Here is an 18,718-nt window from a genome sequence, read left to right as displayed (position 1 = left end):
GGCAAAAAGAGCAAATAGACAGGGTTTTAAGCTGCTTAAAAACAAGAAATTAGGTTGATAGACAATGATGAGAAAGATTTTTACAATGAGTTCGTGCTAAACAAAGAGAAGGGAGGGGGGAGTGGTAAGTCGGTAGGCATATTCCTTATATAATGTTTAAAGGAGGAAAGATCAATATATGAAACGTTCAGTCTCTTTTTTTATCATTTGTTTATTAATTGCATTATTGGCAACCAGCAGCTTGGGGCCGGCTGCATCCGCAGCAGGGGCAAAAACGCCAGTATCCATAAATGGCCAGCTCAGCTTAAAAGGTACACAGCTAGTCAGTCAAGACGGGAAAGCGGTGCAGTTGAAGGGGATCAGTTCACATGGATTGCAATGGTACGGCGATTTTGTCAATAAAGACAGCTTAAAATGGCTGAGAGACGATTGGGGCATTACGGTTTTCCGAGCGGCGATGTATACGGCAGACGGTGGCTATATTGATAATCCATCTGTGAAAAACAAAGTGAAAGAAGCGGTTGAAGCGGCAAAAGAGCTCGGGATATATGTCATCATTGACTGGCATATTTTAAATGATGGCAATCCGAATCAACATAAAGAAAAGGCAAAAGAATTCTTTGAGGAAATGTCAAGACTTTACGGAAACACGCCAAACGTCATTTATGAAATTGCAAACGAACCAAACGGCGATGTGAACTGGAAGCGTGATATTAAACCGTATGCGGAAGAAGTCATTTCCGTTATCCGTAAACATGATCCCGATAATATCATCATTGTCGGAACCGGTACATGGAGCCAGGATGTAAATGATGCTGCCAATGATCAGCTAAAGGATGCAAATGTCATGTACGCGCTTCATTTTTATGCCGGCACACATGGCCAGTTTTTACGGGATAAAGCCAACTATGCTCTCAGCAAAGGAGCGCCTCTTTTTGTGACGGAATGGGGGACAAGCGATGCTTCCGGAAATGGCGGAGTATTCCTTGACCAGTCGCGGGAATGGCTGAATTATCTCAACAGCAAGAACATCAGCTGGGTCAACTGGAATCTTTCTGATAAGCAGGAATCATCTTCAGCTTTAAAGCCGGGAGCAGCTAAAACAGGCGGCTGGCCATTATCAGATTTATCTGCTTCAGGAGCATTCGTAAGAGAAAACATTCTCGGCACTAAAGATTCGACTAAAAACAGTCCTGAAACGCCAGCACAAGGTAAACCCACACAGAAAAACAGTATATCTGTGCAATACAGAGCGGGTGATGGGAGTGTGAACGGAAACCAAATCCGCCCGCAGCTTCTTATCAAAAATAACGGCAGCACTACGTTAAATTTAAAAGATGTTACTGTCCGTTACTGGTATAACGGGAAAAATAAAGGCCAAAACTTTGATTGTGACTACGCTCAGATCGGATGCGGAAATGTGACCTACAAGTTTGTGACGTTACATAAACCTAAGCGAGGCGCAGATACCTATTTAGAACTAGGGTTTAAAAATGGAACACTGTTAACGGGAGCAAGCACAGGGAATATTCAGCTTCGTCTTCATAATGATGACTGGTGCAATTATGCACAAAACGGAGATTATTCCTTTTTCCAATCAAATACGTTTAAAACAACGAAAAAAATCACATTATATAATCACGGAAAACTGATTTGGGGAGAAGAACCCAAGTAGTTAAGCTTTTGACGGACATCAGCAATAATGATGTCCGTTTTCATCATCTTATACAGCAAAACAAGGAGGTTTACGTTGTGGATGAAACATTGAGACAGTATATGGTGCTGTTCAAAGAAATGAACGATGTGATCAATGGTCCGGATTATCCAGGTAAGGAAAAAGACATCCAACATCAAAAAGAACAGATCGATGGTTACGAAAAACAGCTACAGCAAGGTTTTTCAACGGATTATGACTACGATGTGTTTGCTGACTCGGTTATCAAATGCGCATATGGCGATATGACGCTGGAAGATTTAGAAGCAGTTTATTATGGATTGACAACGCCATTTTTTTGATTAGGCATTCAACTGTAACATTTCAATTTCTGTCTCACTAACTTAAGTATACTTTGACAATGAGACAGAAATTTATTTCTTTCAGTTACTTCCTAGAATATATATTATGTAAACTGATAAAAACTCAAGAAGTAAGCTTTGCTGTTTGTACATACTTCTTCTCTCCCTAATTTGGCCTATACCTTCTATAAAAAAGCGATTTCCCGATCAGGAAATCGCAAATTCAGACATTCTATTGAAAAATGAGTTTGCGGGTCTTAGGTGCCCTTAACGATTGACAACAAAAGTTGTCACGCTTTGAGCTGGAAGATGAGCCCAAAAGTGATTGCCCGTTACGTTGAGATTCGTTCCAGGTTGTAGATTGCTGCTGCTGCTCGTGATCCATCTGGATACCTGAGAAGCAGATCCATTCTGCAAAACAAAGTTTTGGTTAACACCTGTGTTGCTTTTGTTAATGGCAACAATAACGACCTTGTTATCACCTTTATAGGCTGACACGTAAACGTTCGCATTAGGGTTTTTCGTTGCATCAATCCTTACATAGCCGGGACGCACAAACTTCGAGAAATGAGCCATATTGTAACCTCGTTTGCTGATCGTACCATCTTCTTTCATAGGTCCATATGATCTTCGGATGTACCACCATACATAAGCTTGAAAGTCCCCCTCTACCATCGCATTGTGAATATGCTGTGAAACATCCAATGCCTCAGGCCATCGATCCGCCGAGTTGTTATCACTGTTCGGATAGTATACTTCCGTCATCCAAAGGTCCTTCCCCGCTCCTTTTTGTTTGAAAAGAGGATAAGGGAATTGGCTGACCTGGGTGCCGTACAGGTGCGTTCCGAGAATATCCATATTGGCAAGAGCCTGCGGATCGTTCAAAATCGGGTCCGACAAATTCTTCAAGTATTGAAATGACTCAGGTGCAATGACGCGGGCATTGATCGAGCCGGCGTTTTCTCTCATAAAGCGAAGGATCTCTTGCGGCGTCCACCACGTCCACTCGTGAGCGTAATCAGGCTCATTTTGGACTGAAATTGCGTAAAGATTCACACCATTATTTTTCATGAAGGTAACAAAATCGTTAAGATGCTGCGCATATGCGGCGTACTTATCGTATTTCAGCCGTTTAGCCGATGTGTCACCATTCCGATTAAAGGTCTCAACCATATTACTTGGAGGATTCCAGGGAGAAGCAAAAACGATTGCTCCATGTTTGACCGCACTCTTGGCAGTCTCCACCTCTTTATACCAATTATTTCGGTTTTCATCTACATGAATTCTTAAGATTGAGAAGCCTAACTGATTCTGTCCATTGCCAAAGGCGGCTTCTCTTTGAGCTGCTGTAAGATCCCCAACCCAAGCCGGATGGTTCATCCCTCCAAAACCGCGAATCACTTGTTTCTCTGCAGATACATTAACTGTTACATCACTGGCTGCCAAAACTTCAGTAGCGCCTGGTCCTAACATGACTGACAGCATAGTGAAACATACTAATAGTACACAAATTGTTTTTTTTATGCGTGGAATCATTTATTCCTCTCCTTCGTCATGTGTCTTTTACGGTATTAGAAAATCTGCATGGCATATCCATAATGGCGAGTTCCGGTGTTGGCCCGTTCTTCACGCGTCTCGTTTTTAAACGGTCCCATTACAAGTCCTATCTTTGCGTAAACTGCCAGTAATCAAAATTAAACAAGTTTCCTGTGCCTGTTCCGGTAAATACAAAGAATACTTTGTGCACACCGGTAGCCCCGCTTACTGCAGTTTCTATTTCTCTCCAGGTTTGCGCTCCGCCTGTTGAAGGTACATTCAGAGTTCCAACAAGCTTACCGTCAGCACTGTCGAGGCGCACTTCTATTTTCCCGCCTAAAGTGGATGCTACATTTGCTTTAAATGTCCTGGCACCGCCCGCTCCGAAGTCTGCATTTCCTACAGCAATCCAGTCTCCATTTTGAATACTTGTTACATGCTGATTATTTACTGGCCCGCCGGGTGCTGTCGATTTCTCTGTCAAAATGCGTCCATTCCAAGCGAACGTTTCAGCTTCTACCCGGTTATATGGGTTTAAATTGGAAAGTTGTGTTACACCTGCATAATTTGCCGCTACCTCTTGAATAGATCCATCTGCATTATGCACCAGCTTATTAATATGGGGAGAGCGGTATCCTTTGCCTGCCCCGAACAGAGCCGAACTGACAGTTTGCGCATGGTACACGACATACCACTCGTTTTTAAAATTGAAAACAGCATGATGGTTGTTTCCGCCGCCTCCGAAAAATGCACCAGGATTTTTCAGGAAGTGCCCTCTATATGTAAAGGGACCCATGGGATTTGAACTGGTCATGTAGCCGATCTCGCCTGGGGGTTTATCGGCCGGGTGTATGCCACCGAAATTGATGCAATAGGTATAGTAGTATGTTCCGTTATACTTGTGCAACCCCGAATCTTCAAACATGAAAGGCGCATCAATTGTAGATGCACTTCCCTCAACACTCGTCATATCAGGCCCTAATTTTATGACCCTTGCCGTTTTAGGACTGGCCCATTGTCCCTGCGTTGGATTTGAACCGCCAGGAACGCCTCCCCCGGCATATAGGTAACCGGTGCCGTCATCATCTACAAATACTGCCGGATCAAAAAGCCATACAACACCAGACATTCCTGGCGTACTTGGCGTTACGAGGGCTTTTCCGATGGGGTCGGTCCATGGGCCAATCGGGCTGTCTGCGGTGAGAACCCCGATACCTCCGCCGCTGTTTGCGAAATAAAGGAAGAATTTATCCTTGCCATTGATTTTTTTTACTGCGATTGCCGGTGCCCAGGACGCACCGGCCCATTTTGCAATTCCACAGCCTCCATTAGCTCCATTGGCACCTGCTACCGGAATGGCTCCATGGTCTGTCCAGTTCACCATATCCGCTGAAGATATGACGAATACTCTATTCAAATTGGCAAATGAATTATCTTTAATCGTTCCGTTGCTATTATATTCATAGTCATCACTTGACATATAGATGTAGACTCTTCCATTATAGGTCAGCGCAACCGGATCTGCTCCCAAATGATGGTCTATAAGCGGGTTTGAATTTCCTATATGTTTTGCAATTGTAGTACTGGTGGCAGCATACGCAGACTTCGCAGATAAGCAGCTCAATAATAAAGCAAGAACCCATAAACAAACGCTACACTTTTTACGCATAACTTAACACCCTCCTTTTTCCTTAAATAAGGGATTTTCTTTCGGAATATGAAGACTACAGTCATGAAGCATAAAATAGATGAAAACTATTTAATTTGACATATTAATTTTGCACATGAATCGAATGTTCCGAGTTCTTGTTCTGAAAGCTCATCTTCGTGTGTTTTCATTCTCTTTCCTTCGAGGTGATCGCACCACTCGCTTCTTCAAATTTGTTCCAACCCCCCATTCCTAGCGACCATTGACCAGAAAATAAAAAGACAGGATTGATCATCGTCTCCCTTTTATCACATCGAAAGGGGATACAGAATTATCCATAAATACCTTTATATAACATCCTACATCATTAAAAAAATTGTGCATAGAACCTTTTGGAGGAGTTAGTGTTCGATTCTACATAGGAACTGGATACATTTATTCATTGTTAAGATAGGGCTAACACTCCGTTTATATTTGTATATAAAAATAGTTTTCAGGCACAAAAAAACAGCCGTTCAATACGGCTGTTTTTCTAGAGTATAAGAACGATTAAGCGGTATACGGTTTTTTCATGTTTTGTTCATATTTTATTAATTGTTTTTTCAACACTGTCCGCTAAAGTAATCCCTATCAACAAATATAATAGCCATCCGCATCTATTATGAAGGGAGGTCAAATTAGGTACCGTTATGCTGAAAGAAAAAATAAAGACATTAGGCCGTTTTTGCACCGTAGGCGCCGGCAATACGCTGATAGATTTTGGTGTTTTCTTTCTTCTTACTGCTTGTCATGTCCCTTATCTGCCGGCACAGATCTGCTCCTATTCTGCAGGTATCATCAACAGCTATGTGTGGAACCGGAATTGGACGTTTCGTGTAAAACATAAGACTGGCGGGAAAGAGATCGGGCGCTTTCTTATGATTAATATTGCCGCGTCGGGGATCACCTTTTTGCTGCTTTATTTGCTTCAAAAAGGCGGTTTTTCGCTTTTGGTGAGTAAGCTCGCCGCCACTATCGGCGGGATGATGATGAATTTTATCGGAAACCAAATCTGGGTATTTGGAGATTCGCTGAAAAACATACAGGATCAGGAGTGAAGATGAATGAGTAAAAAAGTGAGAAAAGCGGTCATTCCCGCAGCGGGTTTAGGAACGAGATTTCTGCCAGCGACAAAGGCGCAGCCAAAAGAAATGCTCCCAATCGTTGACAAACCAGCAATTCAATACATTGTAGAAGAAGCTGCAGAGTCAGGAATTGAAGATATACTGATTATTACAGGGAGAAACAAACGCTCGATTGAAGATCACTTTGATCGGTCGGCGGAATTGGAATTCAATCTGCGAGAAAAAGGCAAGACGGAGACACTTAAGGAAATGCAGCAGATTGCTGATTTGGCCAATATTCATTACATCCGCCAGAAAGAGCCGCTCGGATTAGGCCATGCGGTGCTGTGTGCGGAGCATTTTATCGGAGATGAGCCTTTTGCCGTTCTCTTAGGCGATGATATTATGGTGTCTGAAAAACCGGCTCTTCGGCAGCTAATGGATGTATACGATGCTTACGGCACAGAGGTTGTCAGTGTACAGTCCGTTCCCCCTGAGGATGTCAGCAAATATGGTATGATAAATACATCAGGCTCTCAAGGGCCTGTGTATGAAGTGAAGGATTTAGTTGAAAAGCCTTCGCCTGAAGAAGCGCCTTCGGACATCGCCATAATGGGACGGTATGTGCTGAATTCTTCGATCTTCCCCGTGTTGAAGTCCATTGGCAGAGGCGCGGGCAACGAAATTCAGCTCACCGATGCGCTTCGTGAGGTTTGCCGTAAGCAGCCGATCCATGCCCGGCTGCTGGAAGGAAATCGATATGACATTGGCGATAAGCTGGGCTGTTTTAAAGCGAGCACGGAAATCGGTTTAATGCGCCCCGAAATAAGATCACAGCTTTTGGCTTATTTAGAAGAGGTGATCAAGCGGGAAACAAAAGAAATGCTTCGGTAAAAAAATTGTAACCATCTTGCTCGTCAATCAGTCATATAATAGTGAAAAAGATGAGGACAGGTTGTGAAGAATGTGGGCAGTTTGATAAGCGAAATTTTAACTTGGCTGACGAATATGGGGTATGCAGGCATTGCAATTGGCTTGATGATTGAGATTATTCCGAGTGAAATTGTATTGGCCTATGGCGGCTATATGGTATCGGAAGGCACGATTGGGTTTATTGGCGCCATTATTGCGGGTGTCATCGGAGGCACCATTGCCCAGATCTTTATTTATTGGATCGGACGCTATGGCGGCAGACCGTTCTTGGACAAATACGGGAAGTACTTATTGATTAAAAAGCATCATATCGATATGGCAGAAAACTGGTTTCAAAAATACGGCACGGGGGTTGTCTTCTCGGCGCGTTTTATACCAGTTGTCAGACATGCGATATCCATTCCTGCAGGCATTGCCAAAATGCCGTTTCTCAAATTTGTGGTACTGACTGTACTTGCTATCATTCCGTGGTCTATCCTCTTTGTTTATTTAGGCATTCAGCTCGGAAGCCAGTGGGATGACGTTGAGAACATTGCGGGCACTTATACCACGCCGATTATGATACTGGCTATTGTCGTCATTGCCCTTTATTTTGTCATAAAAAAACGTACAGCTATATTTAAACGATAACGCGGATATGCATAGGGAAGATCAATTCTCCCCCTATGCATATTTTTTTACCTGCGATGCTGGTTTGCCCGCTTCAAATTCTCCGCTAGAAATGCGACAAACACTTCATCCCGCACGAGCGATGCGGCATAATTTCTTTTAATGAACCATTCTGCTTCTTCAAACGCTGTGAATGTTTCATCCTGTGTTTCCCCGTTAATTTGGATATTCCACTCGTTGTCTAAAGGAAACAGAAAAAATCTCATTTGTGCACGATTTTCATATAATGAGCCGTTCGCAGATCCCTTTATATTATAGATGTTACGGAAAGCATCCGGCCGGACAGGCTCAATCCGGAATGCTTCAGCAACAAACAATTCGTATACTTCATCGGTTATCGAACAGCCGGATGCCTTTGCATGCCCTCCGCCTCCGTATCGGCCCGCGATTTCTGACACATCGACGTAATCATGAATGGTGCGCAGGCTGACCCGTTTTGACCCCATGCTTAAAATTGCAATGTAATCAAGGTGGGGATTTTCTTTTCCAAGCCTGTTTCCAAGCTCTGAATGGTACGATTCTGCATGAACGATGCCTACACAGTGTTCATGAACAAAGGTTTGCACCATTTCCCTTTTCTTTCTGCGGAGATAGCGTTCGATTTTTTCGTCTTCCAGATCAAGCAGTTTTTCTTCAAAATCATCAAAGAAAAATTCGTCATGCGCCGAAAGCCGCTGAATCATTTTTTCTTCAAATTCATCGATTGACAGCAAAAAGAAAAGGTCATTAAGCCGCTTCGCCTGTTTTTGATCGTACCGCTCCCATTCCCATGTATCATATTGGCGGACGAGCTCTGTGAATTGATCTAAGGCGTTTGTCGGTTTCATGAAGCCATTTTCAACGAGATAGTCATATAAAAGCGATGTGGCTGATGAGAGCCGTCCATCATCGTATTCCACTTGGACAAAGCCCCATTCATGCTCATTTAAATGAAGCGCTGTTTTATGGTGGTCGATCAGCTTCACTTTTCCGCCCGCATGAACATACTCATTCAATCTCTCTTCGTTTTCTTCGTTGACAGCGAGATCGGTAATGAATAACGCGTCTTGTCTGTTGCTCTCTTTCGCTTTTTCTAAAAAGTACTGGACTTGGGCGTTTAAGCCATTGACAGAGTTATACCGGACCTCAACATCTTTTCCAAATGCCAATTTTGCTACAATTCCGCATCCTACTCCGTCCAAGTCGTTATGTGAATATAAATGATACATAATGTGGGCCCCTTTTTATGATGAACTGACAATTGCCGCTAGAGATGCGGCAGCCTTTATTTACTATTCTAAAAAACATAGCGTTTTATGCAAAGTCGGTTAGTTTACATAATGTTATTATTGTAAATATATAAAAGGAGCGCTTTTACGCTCCTGAGTCACATTGCGTTTATACCGGATACACTGGATGCTTTCGATAGGTAAAGGTCATTTCCTTTGTCATGTATGCCTTCAGCCGTTTGTTCAGCTCATCCCGCAGTGAATTGGCTGGGATTACGGCATCGATGATCATTTCTGAAGCCAGGCGGTATATATTGATGTCTTCTTTGTATTCCTCCCGTTTGCTGTTGATAAATTGGGCCCTCTCTTCTTTCGGCAGCTCAGCGATTTTTTTAGCGTAGACGGCGTTTACAGCTGCTTCAGGACCCATGACGGCGATTTGGGCGGTTGGAAGCGCTAAACAGCAATCCGGTTCAAAGGCCGGCCCTGCCATTGCATACAGCCCCGCTCCGTACGCTTTTCGGACAATGACAGAGAGCTTAGGAACGGTTGCCTCCGACATTGCTGAAATCATTTTGGCTCCGTGCCTGATAATGCCTGCTTGTTCTACCTTTGTGCCGATCATAAAGCCGGGGATATCCGCTAAGAACAGCAATGGAATATGAAACGCGTCACATAAGGTTATAAATTTAGCGGCTTTGTCTGCTGAATCGTGAAATAAGACGCCTCCCTTTACCTTCGGCTGATTGGCAACAATACCGACAGGCTGCCCCTCGATCCGTGCGAAGCCTGTTATTAATTCGGGTGCAAATAAGGCTTTAATCTCAAAAAATGAGCCTTCATCAATAACCCGCTCAATCAGCTCATTCATATCAAAAGGCGCATTTTGATTTTGCGGAATGATGTCCGCAAGCGGGATATCAAAGTGTTTTGGAGGACGTTTATCCTGTATCGGTGCTTTTTCTCGATAATTAGCAGGAAAGTAAGATAAATAAGTTCGGGCCAGACGTATGGCTTCTTCTTCAGTTTCCGCAAGAATATCGCCGCACCCTGAGATTGAGCAATGCATACGGGCACCCCCCATTTCTTCAAGAGACACTTTTTCGCCGATAACCATTTCCGCCATCCGCGGCGAGCCTAAATACATGGAGGCGTTACCGTTTACCATGACGACAATGTCACAGAAGGCCGGGATATAAGCGCCTCCTGCCGCAGACGGTCCGAATAGCAGGCAGATTTGCGGAATGCGCCCTGATAATTTGACTTGATTGTAAAAAATTCTTCCTGCGCCACGTCTCCCTGGAAAGACATTGATTTGGTCGGTGATTCTGGCGCCTGCCGAATCGACTAAATAGATAAGCGGGCAGTTTACTTTTTCGGCTGTTTCTTGAATGCGGATGATTTTTTCAACGGTTTTCGCTCCCCATGACCCCGCTTTTACCGTAGAGTCATTTGCCATCACACAGACGGTTTGGCCGCCGATTTTGCCGATGGCGGTTACGACTCCGTCCGCGGGAAGCCCGTCTGACATGCATTCCGCAAAAAAAGCGTCTTCAAGCTCAATGTCATTGTCAAACAAAAGAGCAAGCCGCTCTCTTACAAAGAGCTTGCCCTTTTCTTGGTTGCTGCGATGATACTTTTCCGCCCCGCCTTTTTGTATCCGTTCGGCCCGTTCTGTTCGTTCCTTTTCATAATCCATGAGCATTGCCTCCCTTTTATATTCCTTTGTATACGGCCCGTCTTTTTTCTTGAAACGCCTGAAGCCCTTCTCTCCTGTCTTTTGTTGGAATGGTATGTTCATAAGCTTTTTGTTCAATTGCCAGGCCTGTAGCGAGGTCTGTTTCCAATCCTTTATTGATTGCAAATTTAGCCTGACGGACAGCAATCGGCCCGTTGGCAGAAATAACTGCGGCCAGTTCCTCCGCTTTTGGCATGAGGTCACGAGGAGCCGTGACTTGCTCGACAAGGCCTATCTCTTTTGCTTTGTGTGCTGTTACGCGATTTCCTGTATAAATTAATTCTTTTGCTTTTCCTCTGCCAATCAGACGCGGCAGCCTTTGGGTTCCTCCAGCGCCCGGGATAATGGCTAACCCTGTTTCCGGCAGGCCCAGCATGGCAGATTCAGCTGCGATTCGAAGGTCGCATGCCATTGCCAATTCAAGACCGCCGCCTAAGGCGCTACCGTTCATCGCAGCGATGACCGGCTGCGGCAAGGCTTCAAGTAGAGCCGCGGTTCTTTGAATGAGAGATACACTTTCAAGTACCTGATCTTCTTTCAGCTTTATCCTTTCTTTCAAATCTGCCCCCGCACAAAACGCTTTTTCACCGGTGCCTGTGAGGATGACGCAGCGGATGTTTGAGTTGAATTCAATTTTCTGAAGAATCAATTGCAGGTTTCTAAGCATTTCCGCTGAAAGTGCGTTTGCCGCCTGAGGCCTGTTTAAGGTGATCACGGCAATATGTTCATTTTGGATAGTAAATAGAATCGATTCTCCCATTGTTTTTTCCTCTCTTTTATCAAGATGATTTATATACCTGTAAATTTCGGCTCGGCAGCTGTTTGCCCATTTTTTTCTCTATCCATTTGGCTGCGGATAGCAGTTTTTCGAGCTTTACATTTGTTTTGATGTCCATCTGTTCAAGCATGTATACGATATCCTCAGTTGCGGCGTTTCCTGACGAGCCAGGAGCATATGGACATCCCCCAAGCCCGCCTGCCGAGCCGTCGAACACCGTGATGCCCATTTGGAGAGCTGTGACCATGTTGGCGAGCGCCGTTCCTCTCGTATCATGAAAATGCAGGGCGATTTGATTGGCTGGAAATCGGGCCAAAAGTGCTTCGAGCACGGTTTCTACTTGGGCAGGATTTGCCGCTCCGATTGTGTCACCTAGCGACAGTTCAGAGATCCCAAATTCAAATAGAGCTTCAGAAAGGCGAATGATTTGATCAATGGGGACATCTTTTTCGTATGGACAGCCGAAAACGGTTGAGAGGTAGGCTCTTGTTGTGAGGTTTGCTTTTTTTGCGTCATCGTTTACTTGTTTGAGAATGTGAAGTGTATCAGCAGTGGATTTGTTGATGTTTTTTCTGTTGTGCGTCTCGCTTGCAGACATAAAGACACAAGCTTCGTTAATGCCTCCTTCAAGCGCATTCTCCAGCCCCTTTTGGTTCGGGACAAGTGCCGCGTACGTTACCCCTTCTACACGGTCGATGCCTTTTGCCACGTCGATTGCATCTCGAAGTGCGGGAATCCATTTCGGGTGAACGAAGGATGTGATTTCGATATATGAAAGCCCAGTCCGGGAAAGCTGGTTGATCCAGGCGATTTTATCTTCGGTTGCGATCCATACGGGCTCGTTTTGTAAGCCGTCACGCGGACCGACTTCTTTGATTGTCACTTTTTTAGGATATGACATGGTCTTCCTCCAGTTTATTGCGTGGAATCGCTCAGTTCGAGCAGCACATCTCCCTCATTCACGAAATCTCCCTCATTTTTTTTGACTTCTTTTACGGTTCCGCTTCTGTCTGCAACGATCGGAATCTCCATTTTCATTGACTCCAAAATGGCAACTTCCTGGCCTTTCTTTATTTGGTCGCCCGCTTGGACGTGCACTTTCCATAGGTTTCCCGCCATCTGTATCTTAACTGTCATATGAACGGCCTCCTTTATAAATGTTGTTTCAAAAAGTCAGTCGTGACATCCCCTTCTTTAAATGCTTTTGATCCGGCAGCCTGTATGAGGAGCGGAAGATTTGTTTTGATTCCCTCTATCCGGTAGTCACGGAGCGCCGTCTCCAGCTTTTCAATTGCCTCCGCTCTGTTTTTGCCTTTGACAATCATTTTGGCGATCATCGGGTCATAAAAAGGGGTGACAGTACTGTCTTTTGCTACCGCGCATTCGTGTCTGACCCCTTTTTGGCCAGGAAGTGAAAACGCGGTGATCGTGCCTGGTGACGGGTAGAAGGTCTTGGGATCTTCCGCGTATATTCGAACCTCTATCGCATGCCCGTTTCGTTTGATGTCTTGCTGGGAGAATGTGAGTGTATGGCCCGCAGCAATCCGCAGCTGCTGCTCAACTAAGTCCAGGCCTGTTATTTCTTCAGTCACGGGGTGTTCAACTTGCAATCTCGTATTCATTTCAAGGAAATAAAAGTTTTGACTCGGGTCAACTATAAATTCAATCGTTCCTGCGTTTGTATAGCCGATCGCCTTCGCTGCTTTTACGGCCGTTTCCCCGATCTTCATTCTCAGTTCATCATCTAAAAATGGTGACGGCGCTTCTTCAATAACCTTTTGGTGGCGCCTTTGAACAGAGCAATCGCGTTCAAACAGGTGTACTGTATGGCCGTGCTGATCCGCCAAAAGCTGAACTTCGATATGGCGGGCATGTTCAATGACTTTCTCTATATACATCGACCCGTCACCGAAAAAATCTGCAGCGCGCTTTTTGTTTCCCTCGTACGCCTTTATTAAGTCTTCCTCGTTTTGGACAAGCTGCATTCCAATGCCTCCCCCGCCCGCTGAAGCTTTCAGCATGACAGGATAGCCAATTTGATTTGCAGCGCGGCAGGCTGCCTGAATGTCTCCGAGGGATTCAGAAACACCGGGAACGACAGGGACACCTGCGGCTTCCATTGTTTTGCGTGCTTCAATTTTGCTCCCCATTTTTGCAATGATATCGGGAGATGGTCCAATAAACACGATGTTTTCCTGCTTGCAGCGTTCGGCGAAGCGGCTGTTTTCTGATAATAACCCATAGCCGGGATGGATGGCGCCGGCATTTGCTTTTTTCGCCGTCTCTATGATTCTCTCTATATTTAAATAGCTTTCATTGACTCTCGATTCACCTATTCGATAAGCCTCTGTGGCTGCCTTAGTATGTGGCGCATCTCTGTCTGCTTCAGAATAAACTGCAACGGTTTTTATGCCGAGACGGCTGCACGTACGGATGATCCTCATTGCAATTTCTCCGCGATTAGCGATCAGTACTTTTGAAAACATGACTTCACCTCATTGACTTGATGATAAGCGGTACATGTCAATCGTTTTTTCACGCAGCTTATATTTTTGAATCTTGCCTGAAGCCGTCATCGGGTACTCGTCTGTAAAAATAACATAACGCGGAATTTTGTGGCGCGCGATTTTCCCTTTGCAGTAGGCTTTAAGTTCATCAGGTGAAACACTCTTACCGTCTTTCAGCTTAATCCAGGCAGCTGCCTCCTCTCCGAATTTTGCGTCAGGGACACCAACGACCTGTACATCTAAAATGGCGGGATGCCGGTATAGGAATTCTTCGATTTCCCGCGGATAAATGTTCTCACCGCCTCTGATGAGCATATCTTTTAATCTTCCAGTAATACGGCAGTACCCGTCTTCATCCATGACAGCAAGATCACCGGTGAACAGCCATCCGTCGGGATTGATTGCTTCTCTGGTCGCTTCGTCGTCTTTATAGTAGCCTTTCATGACATGATAGCCGCGGGTGCATAGCTCTCCCTGCACGCCTCTTTGAACTTCTCGACATGTCCCAGGTTCTACGATTTTTACTTCTGCATGCGGTAAGGCTCGGCCAGTTGTTTCGACCCTTCTGATGAAGGAATCATTTGCTCTTGTTTGCGTAATAACCGGTGATGCTTCGGTTTGTCCATAGGCGATTGTAATGTCTGTCATGCCCATCTTTTCAATCACGGCTTTCATCACCTCGCTTGGACAGGGTGAGCCGGCCATGATGCCTGTTCGGAGTGTTGATAGATCATATGCATTAAAATCCGGATGATGCAGCTCTGAGATAAACATGGTCGGTACGCCATGAAGCGCTGTGCATTTCTCTTTTTCCACTGTCTTGAGGACAGTAACGGGATCAAATTCTTGTACAGGTATCATGACTGCCCCGACTGACACACACGCCAAAACCCCAAGCACGCATCCGAAGCAGTGAAAAAACGGAACTGGGATGCACATGCGGTCTTGAGAGGTTAACACCATACATTCTGCGATATTGACAGCGTTATTGATGACATTAAAATGCGTAAGCATCACGCCTTTAGGAAACCCTGTCGTACCTGATGTGTATTGCATGTTAATCACATCGTCTTTTTCAAGGCTGTTCATTCTTGCTTCCAGTTCAGCATCCGTCACTGTTTTCGCCAATATCTCTATATCGTCCCAATGATACATGCCAGGAAAGCGTTTTTCGCCAATATGAATGAGCGTTTTTAAAAAGGGATAACGTTCTGAGTTCAGCTGGCCGGGCTTTGCTTCCTGCGACTCTGGAATTAGGCTGTTCACGATATCTGTGTAAGAAGTGCCCCGGTAAGAATCCATGACAATAAGCGCCGCAGCATCTGATTGCTTCAGCAAGTAATCGAGCTCGTGTGCTTGATAATTGGTATTGACGGTAACGAGCACGGCTCCGATTTTCGCGGTGGCGAACTGAACGGCAAGCCATTCGGGGATATTCGAAGCCCATATGGCTACGTGGTCTCCTTTCCCAAGTCCCATCCGCATAAGTCCTTTAGCAGTTTGACGGCACAGACTGTTAAATTGGGCGTACGTATAGCGGATATTTCTGTCTGGATAAACAACCGCTTCTTGATCGGGATAGGTTTCAGCGATTTGTTCCAGCAGTCTGCCGATTGTGGAATGGATGAGTTCAGCCATGCAATGTTCCTCCTTTCCAAGTGATCGAAAGCGTTTACATTTTATTTTAAAAGCTGTCTGGCGATCACGATACGCTGAATTTCAGATGTGCCTTCACCGATTTCCATTAATTTTGCGTCCCGCAGCATCCGTTCTACCCCATATTCTTTCATGTAGCCTGAACCTCCATGGATTTGAATGGCTTGATTGCAAGCCCTTGTCGCCATTTCAGATGCAAACAGCTTGGCATACGCCGCTTCTTTTGTGAACGGGCGGTGATGGTCTTTCAGCCAAGCAGCTTTTAACACCATTTGCCGGGCCAGATCAATTTCCATCGCCATGTCAGCAAGCTTAAATTGAATCGCCTGAAAGGAAGAAATCGGCTGTCCGAACTGCTTCCGTTCTTTCGCATATGCCAATGATGCTTCAAGTGCCGCTTGGGCAATGCCGACTGCAAGAGCAGCAATGGAGATCCGACCGCCGTCAAGCGTGTAGAGAAACTGCTTAAACCCTTTTGTTGGATCGCCAAGTAAGTTGCCCGCGGGCACTCTGACATCCTCTAACAAAATTTCCGCTGTATTTGAACCGCGGACGCCCATTTTATCGTACGGGCTTGTGATCGTAAGTCCAGGTGTGTCAGTTGGCACGATGAATGCGGAGATGATGTTTTTCCCGTCTTTGTTTTTGCCTGTTACTGCGGTCACAATCACCGTGCGTGCGTAGCTTGCATTCGTGATCCAGCATTTTTCCCCGTTGATTACATACTCGTCACCGTTTGTAATCGCTTTTGTTTGAGTTCCTCCTGCATCTGAGCCGGCGTTTGGTTCCGTCAGGCCGAATGACCCGAGTGCTTTGCCCGAGGCCAGCGGAGTCAAATGCGTCTGTTTTTGTTCTTCTGTTCCAAAGTAATAAAGAGGACTTGCGCCGAGCGAGACTGCTGCTGCATAACTTAATCCAGTACTGCCGCAAGCTTTGCCGATTTCTTCAACTGCTAAGGCATATGAAATCGTATCTCCGCCTGACCCGCCGTATTCTTCGGGAAATGGAATACCCATCAGCCCGAGCTCACCCATTTTTTTAAATGTTTGGATCGGGAACTCGCCCGTTTGATCTACATGTTCAGCGTGAGGAGCAATTTCTTTTCTCGCAAAATCCTTTACCATTTCACGCACCATTTGCTGTTCTTTTGTCAGCTCAAAATTCACTTGCTTTCCTCCTTCACATCTTTGTAACATCCTATTAGGCGAGTTCTGTAATCATTCCCTGACAAAAGAAGTCTGAAAATTAAAACTGGATCATTTCTTATGTGAAAACATTAACGGGATGAACAAATACAGGCCATAGGCGCATACCATCCATATGGCAAACGCATTGACTTGCCCCTTTGATAGCGCCGGGAAGATAATGGGATGATTCCAAAGGGAAAACGTGTCTATCAATAAACCGACCGCTGATCCCCATAGGCCGAGCTTGATTACCGCGTACTGTGATTGATCGAGTTTTTGATAGAGAAAGAACACGAGGCATAAAACGAGAGCGGTGCCCGCTTCCAGGAGAAGAAAGTTCAACAAAAAAGGTTCTTCGGCCGGATCTGTTAAAACAGCGTCTCCAAACAGCACAAAAAATAGTGTGGCACCTAGCCAGACTAGAAATGAAAACGTGAGGACAAGCCCTAATTTTTGAGTAAACATGCTTGATCTCCTTTCGTGTTACCTCATTTTTTCAGTCAGCTTCACCAAAATCCATTCGAGCTCCTGATAAACACCTTCTGAGGAAAAATCATCGGAAATGAGAGACTGTATGGCAAGCCCGTCAATTAAAGCATTCAGCATCATTCCCCAGGTTGCCAAGGAAACGCCATCAATTGGGGATTTGCCCCACAATTGAGTGAGCTCTTCTGTCAGACATTGATTTTCAGTTTGTAGCAGATGACATAGCTGCTCTTTGATCCGTTCATTTTGGAAGCTTGATACGATCAGCGTTAAAAATAACCGATGATAATCCCCATTTTCTTTCGTTCGAGCTTTTGCGGACATCAAAGCCTCTCTCAGCTTTTCGCTTGACGGGAGCCGGCTGTTCTGTATGTTCGCCCATGAGCTGCCGCACACGTGGCGAACCACCTCCAGCATGAGGTTTTCTTTCGTGCGGAAATGATAATAAACTGTGCCTTGGCTGACACCAGCTTGTTCTGCTACTGATTTTAATGTCAGTTTTTCTAACCCGTTTTCTGTGATGCATGTCTTGGCACATTCAATGAGTGTTTCTTTGGAAATAACATTTGGTTTCGCCATGCCGCTCCTCCTTATGAATTAGTCAGTTCAATAACTAACTTATAGTTCAATCTCGTTATGCTGAACAATTTTTTGAATTTGAAAAAGAAAGATTTATACGTAATCGTTTTTAAGAAGGCCGTATATTTCTAAATCGACCACTCCTTTACCAGACCAATAGGAAGCTTGTCTGATTACTCCCTCTTTCATAAAATTGTTTTTTAAGAGGACGTTTTTTGAAGCCTCATTGGCTGGCATAACTTCAGCTTGAATTCTGTTTATATTGGCTTTCTCAAATAAAAATGAGACAAGCATGCGGACGGATTCCGTTGTAATGCCTCTCCCCCAATATTCTTCAGCCAAGTAGTAGCCAATCGTTACCATGTTTACTTTTACGTTGAAATCCATCGCTTCTATGATTCCCGCCAACGTATTCTCTTGACTTTTCGGGAAGATTCCCCATTTGATTCTGCTTTTTTTGTTGTAATCCCGATCAAAATGGCCAATCATTTTATGTACTGTTTTAATGTTATGTTTCGGGATGATACCGCAGTATTCGAATACTTTGTCATTATCATAGATTGAAAATACATCCTGCACGTGCACCTCTTCGATTTTACCTAAAACCAGATTCTCAGATTCCAATACTGGAAAATGTCCAAAAACCGCTTCTATATTCATGTGAGTCTCTCCCT

The 18,718-nt window shown here is 44.8% G+C and carries 17 protein-coding genes and 1 pseudogene; 5 read left to right on the top strand and 13 right to left on the bottom strand.

Annotation, left to right across the window (positions count from 1 at the left end):
• Positions 1 to 178: 178 nt before the first annotated feature.
• Both MOC09_RS03835 and MOC09_RS03830 read left to right on the top strand, forming a co-directional pair.
• Complete coding sequence (locus tag MOC09_RS03835; RefSeq protein ID WP_268369631.1) at positions 179 to 1,675, top strand: cellulase family glycosylhydrolase; 1,497 nt, start codon at positions 179 to 181, stop codon at positions 1,673 to 1,675.
• A 77-nt stretch (positions 1,676 to 1,752) separates the two neighbouring features.
• A complete protein-coding gene (locus MOC09_RS03830) occupies positions 1,753 to 2,016 on the top strand; it encodes a YnfE family protein (protein WP_088110833.1) in 264 nt (87 codons plus the stop codon).
• Between the two features lie 267 nt (positions 2,017 to 2,283).
• Here MOC09_RS03830 and xynC read toward each other — a convergent pair whose 3' ends face one another.
• Positions 2,284 to 3,552: a glucuronoarabinoxylan endo-1,4-beta-xylanase XynC gene (xynC, locus tag MOC09_RS03825; RefSeq protein WP_268369630.1), complete on the bottom strand. Its 1,269-nt coding sequence runs from the start codon at positions 3,550 to 3,552 to the stop codon at positions 2,284 to 2,286.
• Between the two features lie 127 nt (positions 3,553 to 3,679).
• Positions 3,680 to 5,221: an alpha-L-arabinofuranosidase gene (xynD, locus tag MOC09_RS03820; protein WP_268369629.1), complete on the bottom strand. Its 1,542-nt coding sequence runs from the start codon at positions 5,219 to 5,221 to the stop codon at positions 3,680 to 3,682.
• A gap of 618 nt (positions 5,222 to 5,839) precedes the next feature.
• Between xynD and MOC09_RS03815 the strand changes: the two are divergent.
• The 3 genes and pseudogenes from MOC09_RS03815 (at position 5,840) to MOC09_RS03805 (ending at position 7,866) form a co-directional block, all read left to right on the top strand.
• A pseudogene (locus MOC09_RS03815) lies at positions 5,840 to 6,297 on the top strand (GtrA family protein).
• 6 nt (positions 6,298 to 6,303) lie between these two features.
• Positions 6,304 to 7,197, top strand: a complete 894-nt coding sequence (galU, locus tag MOC09_RS03810) for a UTP--glucose-1-phosphate uridylyltransferase GalU (protein WP_268369627.1) — start codon at positions 6,304 to 6,306, stop codon at positions 7,195 to 7,197.
• A 72-nt stretch (positions 7,198 to 7,269) separates the two neighbouring features.
• Entirely contained in the window at positions 7,270 to 7,866 is a 597-nt protein-coding gene (locus tag MOC09_RS03805) for a DedA family protein (RefSeq protein ID WP_268360715.1), read from the top strand.
• Positions 7,867 to 7,913: 47 nt separating this feature from the next.
• On the opposite strand, the gene nrnB is transcribed toward MOC09_RS03805, so the two are convergent.
• The 11 genes from nrnB to MOC09_RS03750 all read right to left on the bottom strand — a co-directional run bounded on the left by nrnB (position 7,914) and on the right by MOC09_RS03750 (position 18,704).
• The gene (nrnB, locus tag MOC09_RS03800; protein ID WP_268360714.1) at positions 7,914 to 9,113 is read right to left on the bottom strand and encodes an oligoribonuclease NrnB; all 1,200 of its coding nucleotides are present in this window, start codon (positions 9,111 to 9,113) and stop codon (positions 7,914 to 7,916) included.
• A gap of 169 nt (positions 9,114 to 9,282) precedes the next feature.
• Positions 9,283 to 10,818 (bottom strand): acyl-CoA carboxylase subunit beta, encoded by a 1,536-nt coding sequence (locus tag MOC09_RS03795; RefSeq protein ID WP_268360713.1) that lies wholly within the window; start codon positions 10,816 to 10,818, stop codon positions 9,283 to 9,285.
• Positions 10,819 to 10,828: 10 nt separating this feature from the next.
• Positions 10,829 to 11,611 (bottom strand): enoyl-CoA hydratase, encoded by a 783-nt coding sequence (locus tag MOC09_RS03790; protein WP_268360711.1) that lies wholly within the window; start codon positions 11,609 to 11,611, stop codon positions 10,829 to 10,831.
• Between the two features lie 19 nt (positions 11,612 to 11,630).
• Positions 11,631 to 12,530 carry a hydroxymethylglutaryl-CoA lyase gene (gene ldeG / locus MOC09_RS03785; RefSeq protein ID WP_268360710.1) on the bottom strand — a complete coding sequence of 300 codons (900 nt, stop codon included), beginning with the start codon at positions 12,528 to 12,530 and terminating at the stop codon, positions 11,631 to 11,633.
• Positions 12,531 to 12,544: 14 nt separating this feature from the next.
• A complete protein-coding gene (locus MOC09_RS03780; protein WP_268360709.1) occupies positions 12,545 to 12,766 on the bottom strand; it encodes an acetyl-CoA carboxylase biotin carboxyl carrier protein subunit in 222 nt (73 codons plus the stop codon).
• A gap of 14 nt (positions 12,767 to 12,780) precedes the next feature.
• The gene (locus MOC09_RS03775; protein ID WP_268360708.1) at positions 12,781 to 14,115 is read right to left on the bottom strand and encodes an acetyl-CoA carboxylase biotin carboxylase subunit; all 1,335 of its coding nucleotides are present in this window, start codon (positions 14,113 to 14,115) and stop codon (positions 12,781 to 12,783) included.
• Between the two features lie 9 nt (positions 14,116 to 14,124).
• Positions 14,125 to 15,774 (bottom strand): AMP-binding protein, encoded by a 1,650-nt coding sequence (locus tag MOC09_RS03770; protein WP_268360707.1) that lies wholly within the window; start codon positions 15,772 to 15,774, stop codon positions 14,125 to 14,127.
• Positions 15,775 to 15,815: 41 nt separating this feature from the next.
• Positions 15,816 to 16,958, bottom strand: a complete 1,143-nt coding sequence (locus MOC09_RS03765; protein WP_268360705.1) for an acyl-CoA dehydrogenase — start codon at positions 16,956 to 16,958, stop codon at positions 15,816 to 15,818.
• Between the two features lie 90 nt (positions 16,959 to 17,048).
• Positions 17,049 to 17,372, bottom strand: coding sequence for a DUF5367 family protein (locus MOC09_RS03760; protein WP_268360740.1), 324 nt, complete (start codon positions 17,370 to 17,372; stop codon positions 17,049 to 17,051).
• Between the two features lie 90 nt (positions 17,373 to 17,462).
• A complete protein-coding gene (locus MOC09_RS03755; RefSeq protein WP_268369625.1) occupies positions 17,463 to 18,044 on the bottom strand; it encodes a TetR/AcrR family transcriptional regulator in 582 nt (193 codons plus the stop codon).
• 93 nt (positions 18,045 to 18,137) lie between these two features.
• The gene (locus MOC09_RS03750) at positions 18,138 to 18,704 is read right to left on the bottom strand and encodes a GNAT family N-acetyltransferase (protein ID WP_268360703.1); all 567 of its coding nucleotides are present in this window, start codon (positions 18,702 to 18,704) and stop codon (positions 18,138 to 18,140) included.
• Positions 18,705 to 18,718 lie beyond the last annotated feature (14 nt).

The organism is Bacillus sp. N12A5 (genome assembly GCF_026790125.1).
Lineage (GTDB): Bacteria > Bacillota > Bacilli > Bacillales > Bacillaceae > Bacillus.
Note: the sequence above shows the minus strand (reverse complement) of the source record. Positions and strands in the feature narration are given on the sequence as shown.

Bases quoted from the DNA above. Each gene is read 5' to 3' on its own strand.
- MOC09_RS03755 (WP_268369625.1), bottom strand. From the start codon at position 18,044: ATGGCGAAACCAAATGTTATTTCCAAAGAAACACTCATTGAATGTGCC.
- MOC09_RS03770 (WP_268360707.1), bottom strand. From the start codon at position 15,774: ATGGCTGAACTCATCCATTCCACAATCGGCAGACTGCTGGAACAAATC.
- MOC09_RS03775 (WP_268360708.1), bottom strand. From the start codon at position 14,115: ATGTTTTCAAAAGTACTGATCGCTAATCGCGGAGAAATTGCAATGAGG.
- MOC09_RS03795 (WP_268360713.1), bottom strand. From the start codon at position 10,818: ATGCTCATGGATTATGAAAAGGAACGAACAGAACGGGCCGAACGGATA.
- xynD (WP_268369629.1), bottom strand. From the start codon at position 5,221: ATGCGTAAAAAGTGTAGCGTTTGTTTATGGGTTCTTGCTTTATTATTG.
- nrnB (WP_268360714.1), bottom strand. From the start codon at position 9,113: ATGTATCATTTATATTCACATAACGACTTGGACGGAGTAGGATGCGGA.
- MOC09_RS03790 (WP_268360711.1), bottom strand. From the start codon at position 11,611: ATGGGAGAATCGATTCTATTTACTATCCAAAATGAACATATTGCCGTG.
- MOC09_RS03780 (WP_268360709.1), bottom strand. From the start codon at position 12,766: ATGACAGTTAAGATACAGATGGCGGGAAACCTATGGAAAGTGCACGTC.
- xynC (WP_268369630.1), bottom strand. From the start codon at position 3,552: ATGATTCCACGCATAAAAAAAACAATTTGTGTACTATTAGTATGTTTC.
- ldeG (WP_268360710.1), bottom strand. From the start codon at position 12,530: ATGTCATATCCTAAAAAAGTGACAATCAAAGAAGTCGGTCCGCGTGAC.
- MOC09_RS03750 (WP_268360703.1), bottom strand. From the start codon at position 18,704: ATGAATATAGAAGCGGTTTTTGGACATTTTCCAGTATTGGAATCTGAG.
- MOC09_RS03835 (WP_268369631.1), top strand. From the start codon at position 179: ATGAAACGTTCAGTCTCTTTTTTTATCATTTGTTTATTAATTGCATTA.
- galU (WP_268369627.1), top strand. From the start codon at position 6,304: ATGAGTAAAAAAGTGAGAAAAGCGGTCATTCCCGCAGCGGGTTTAGGA.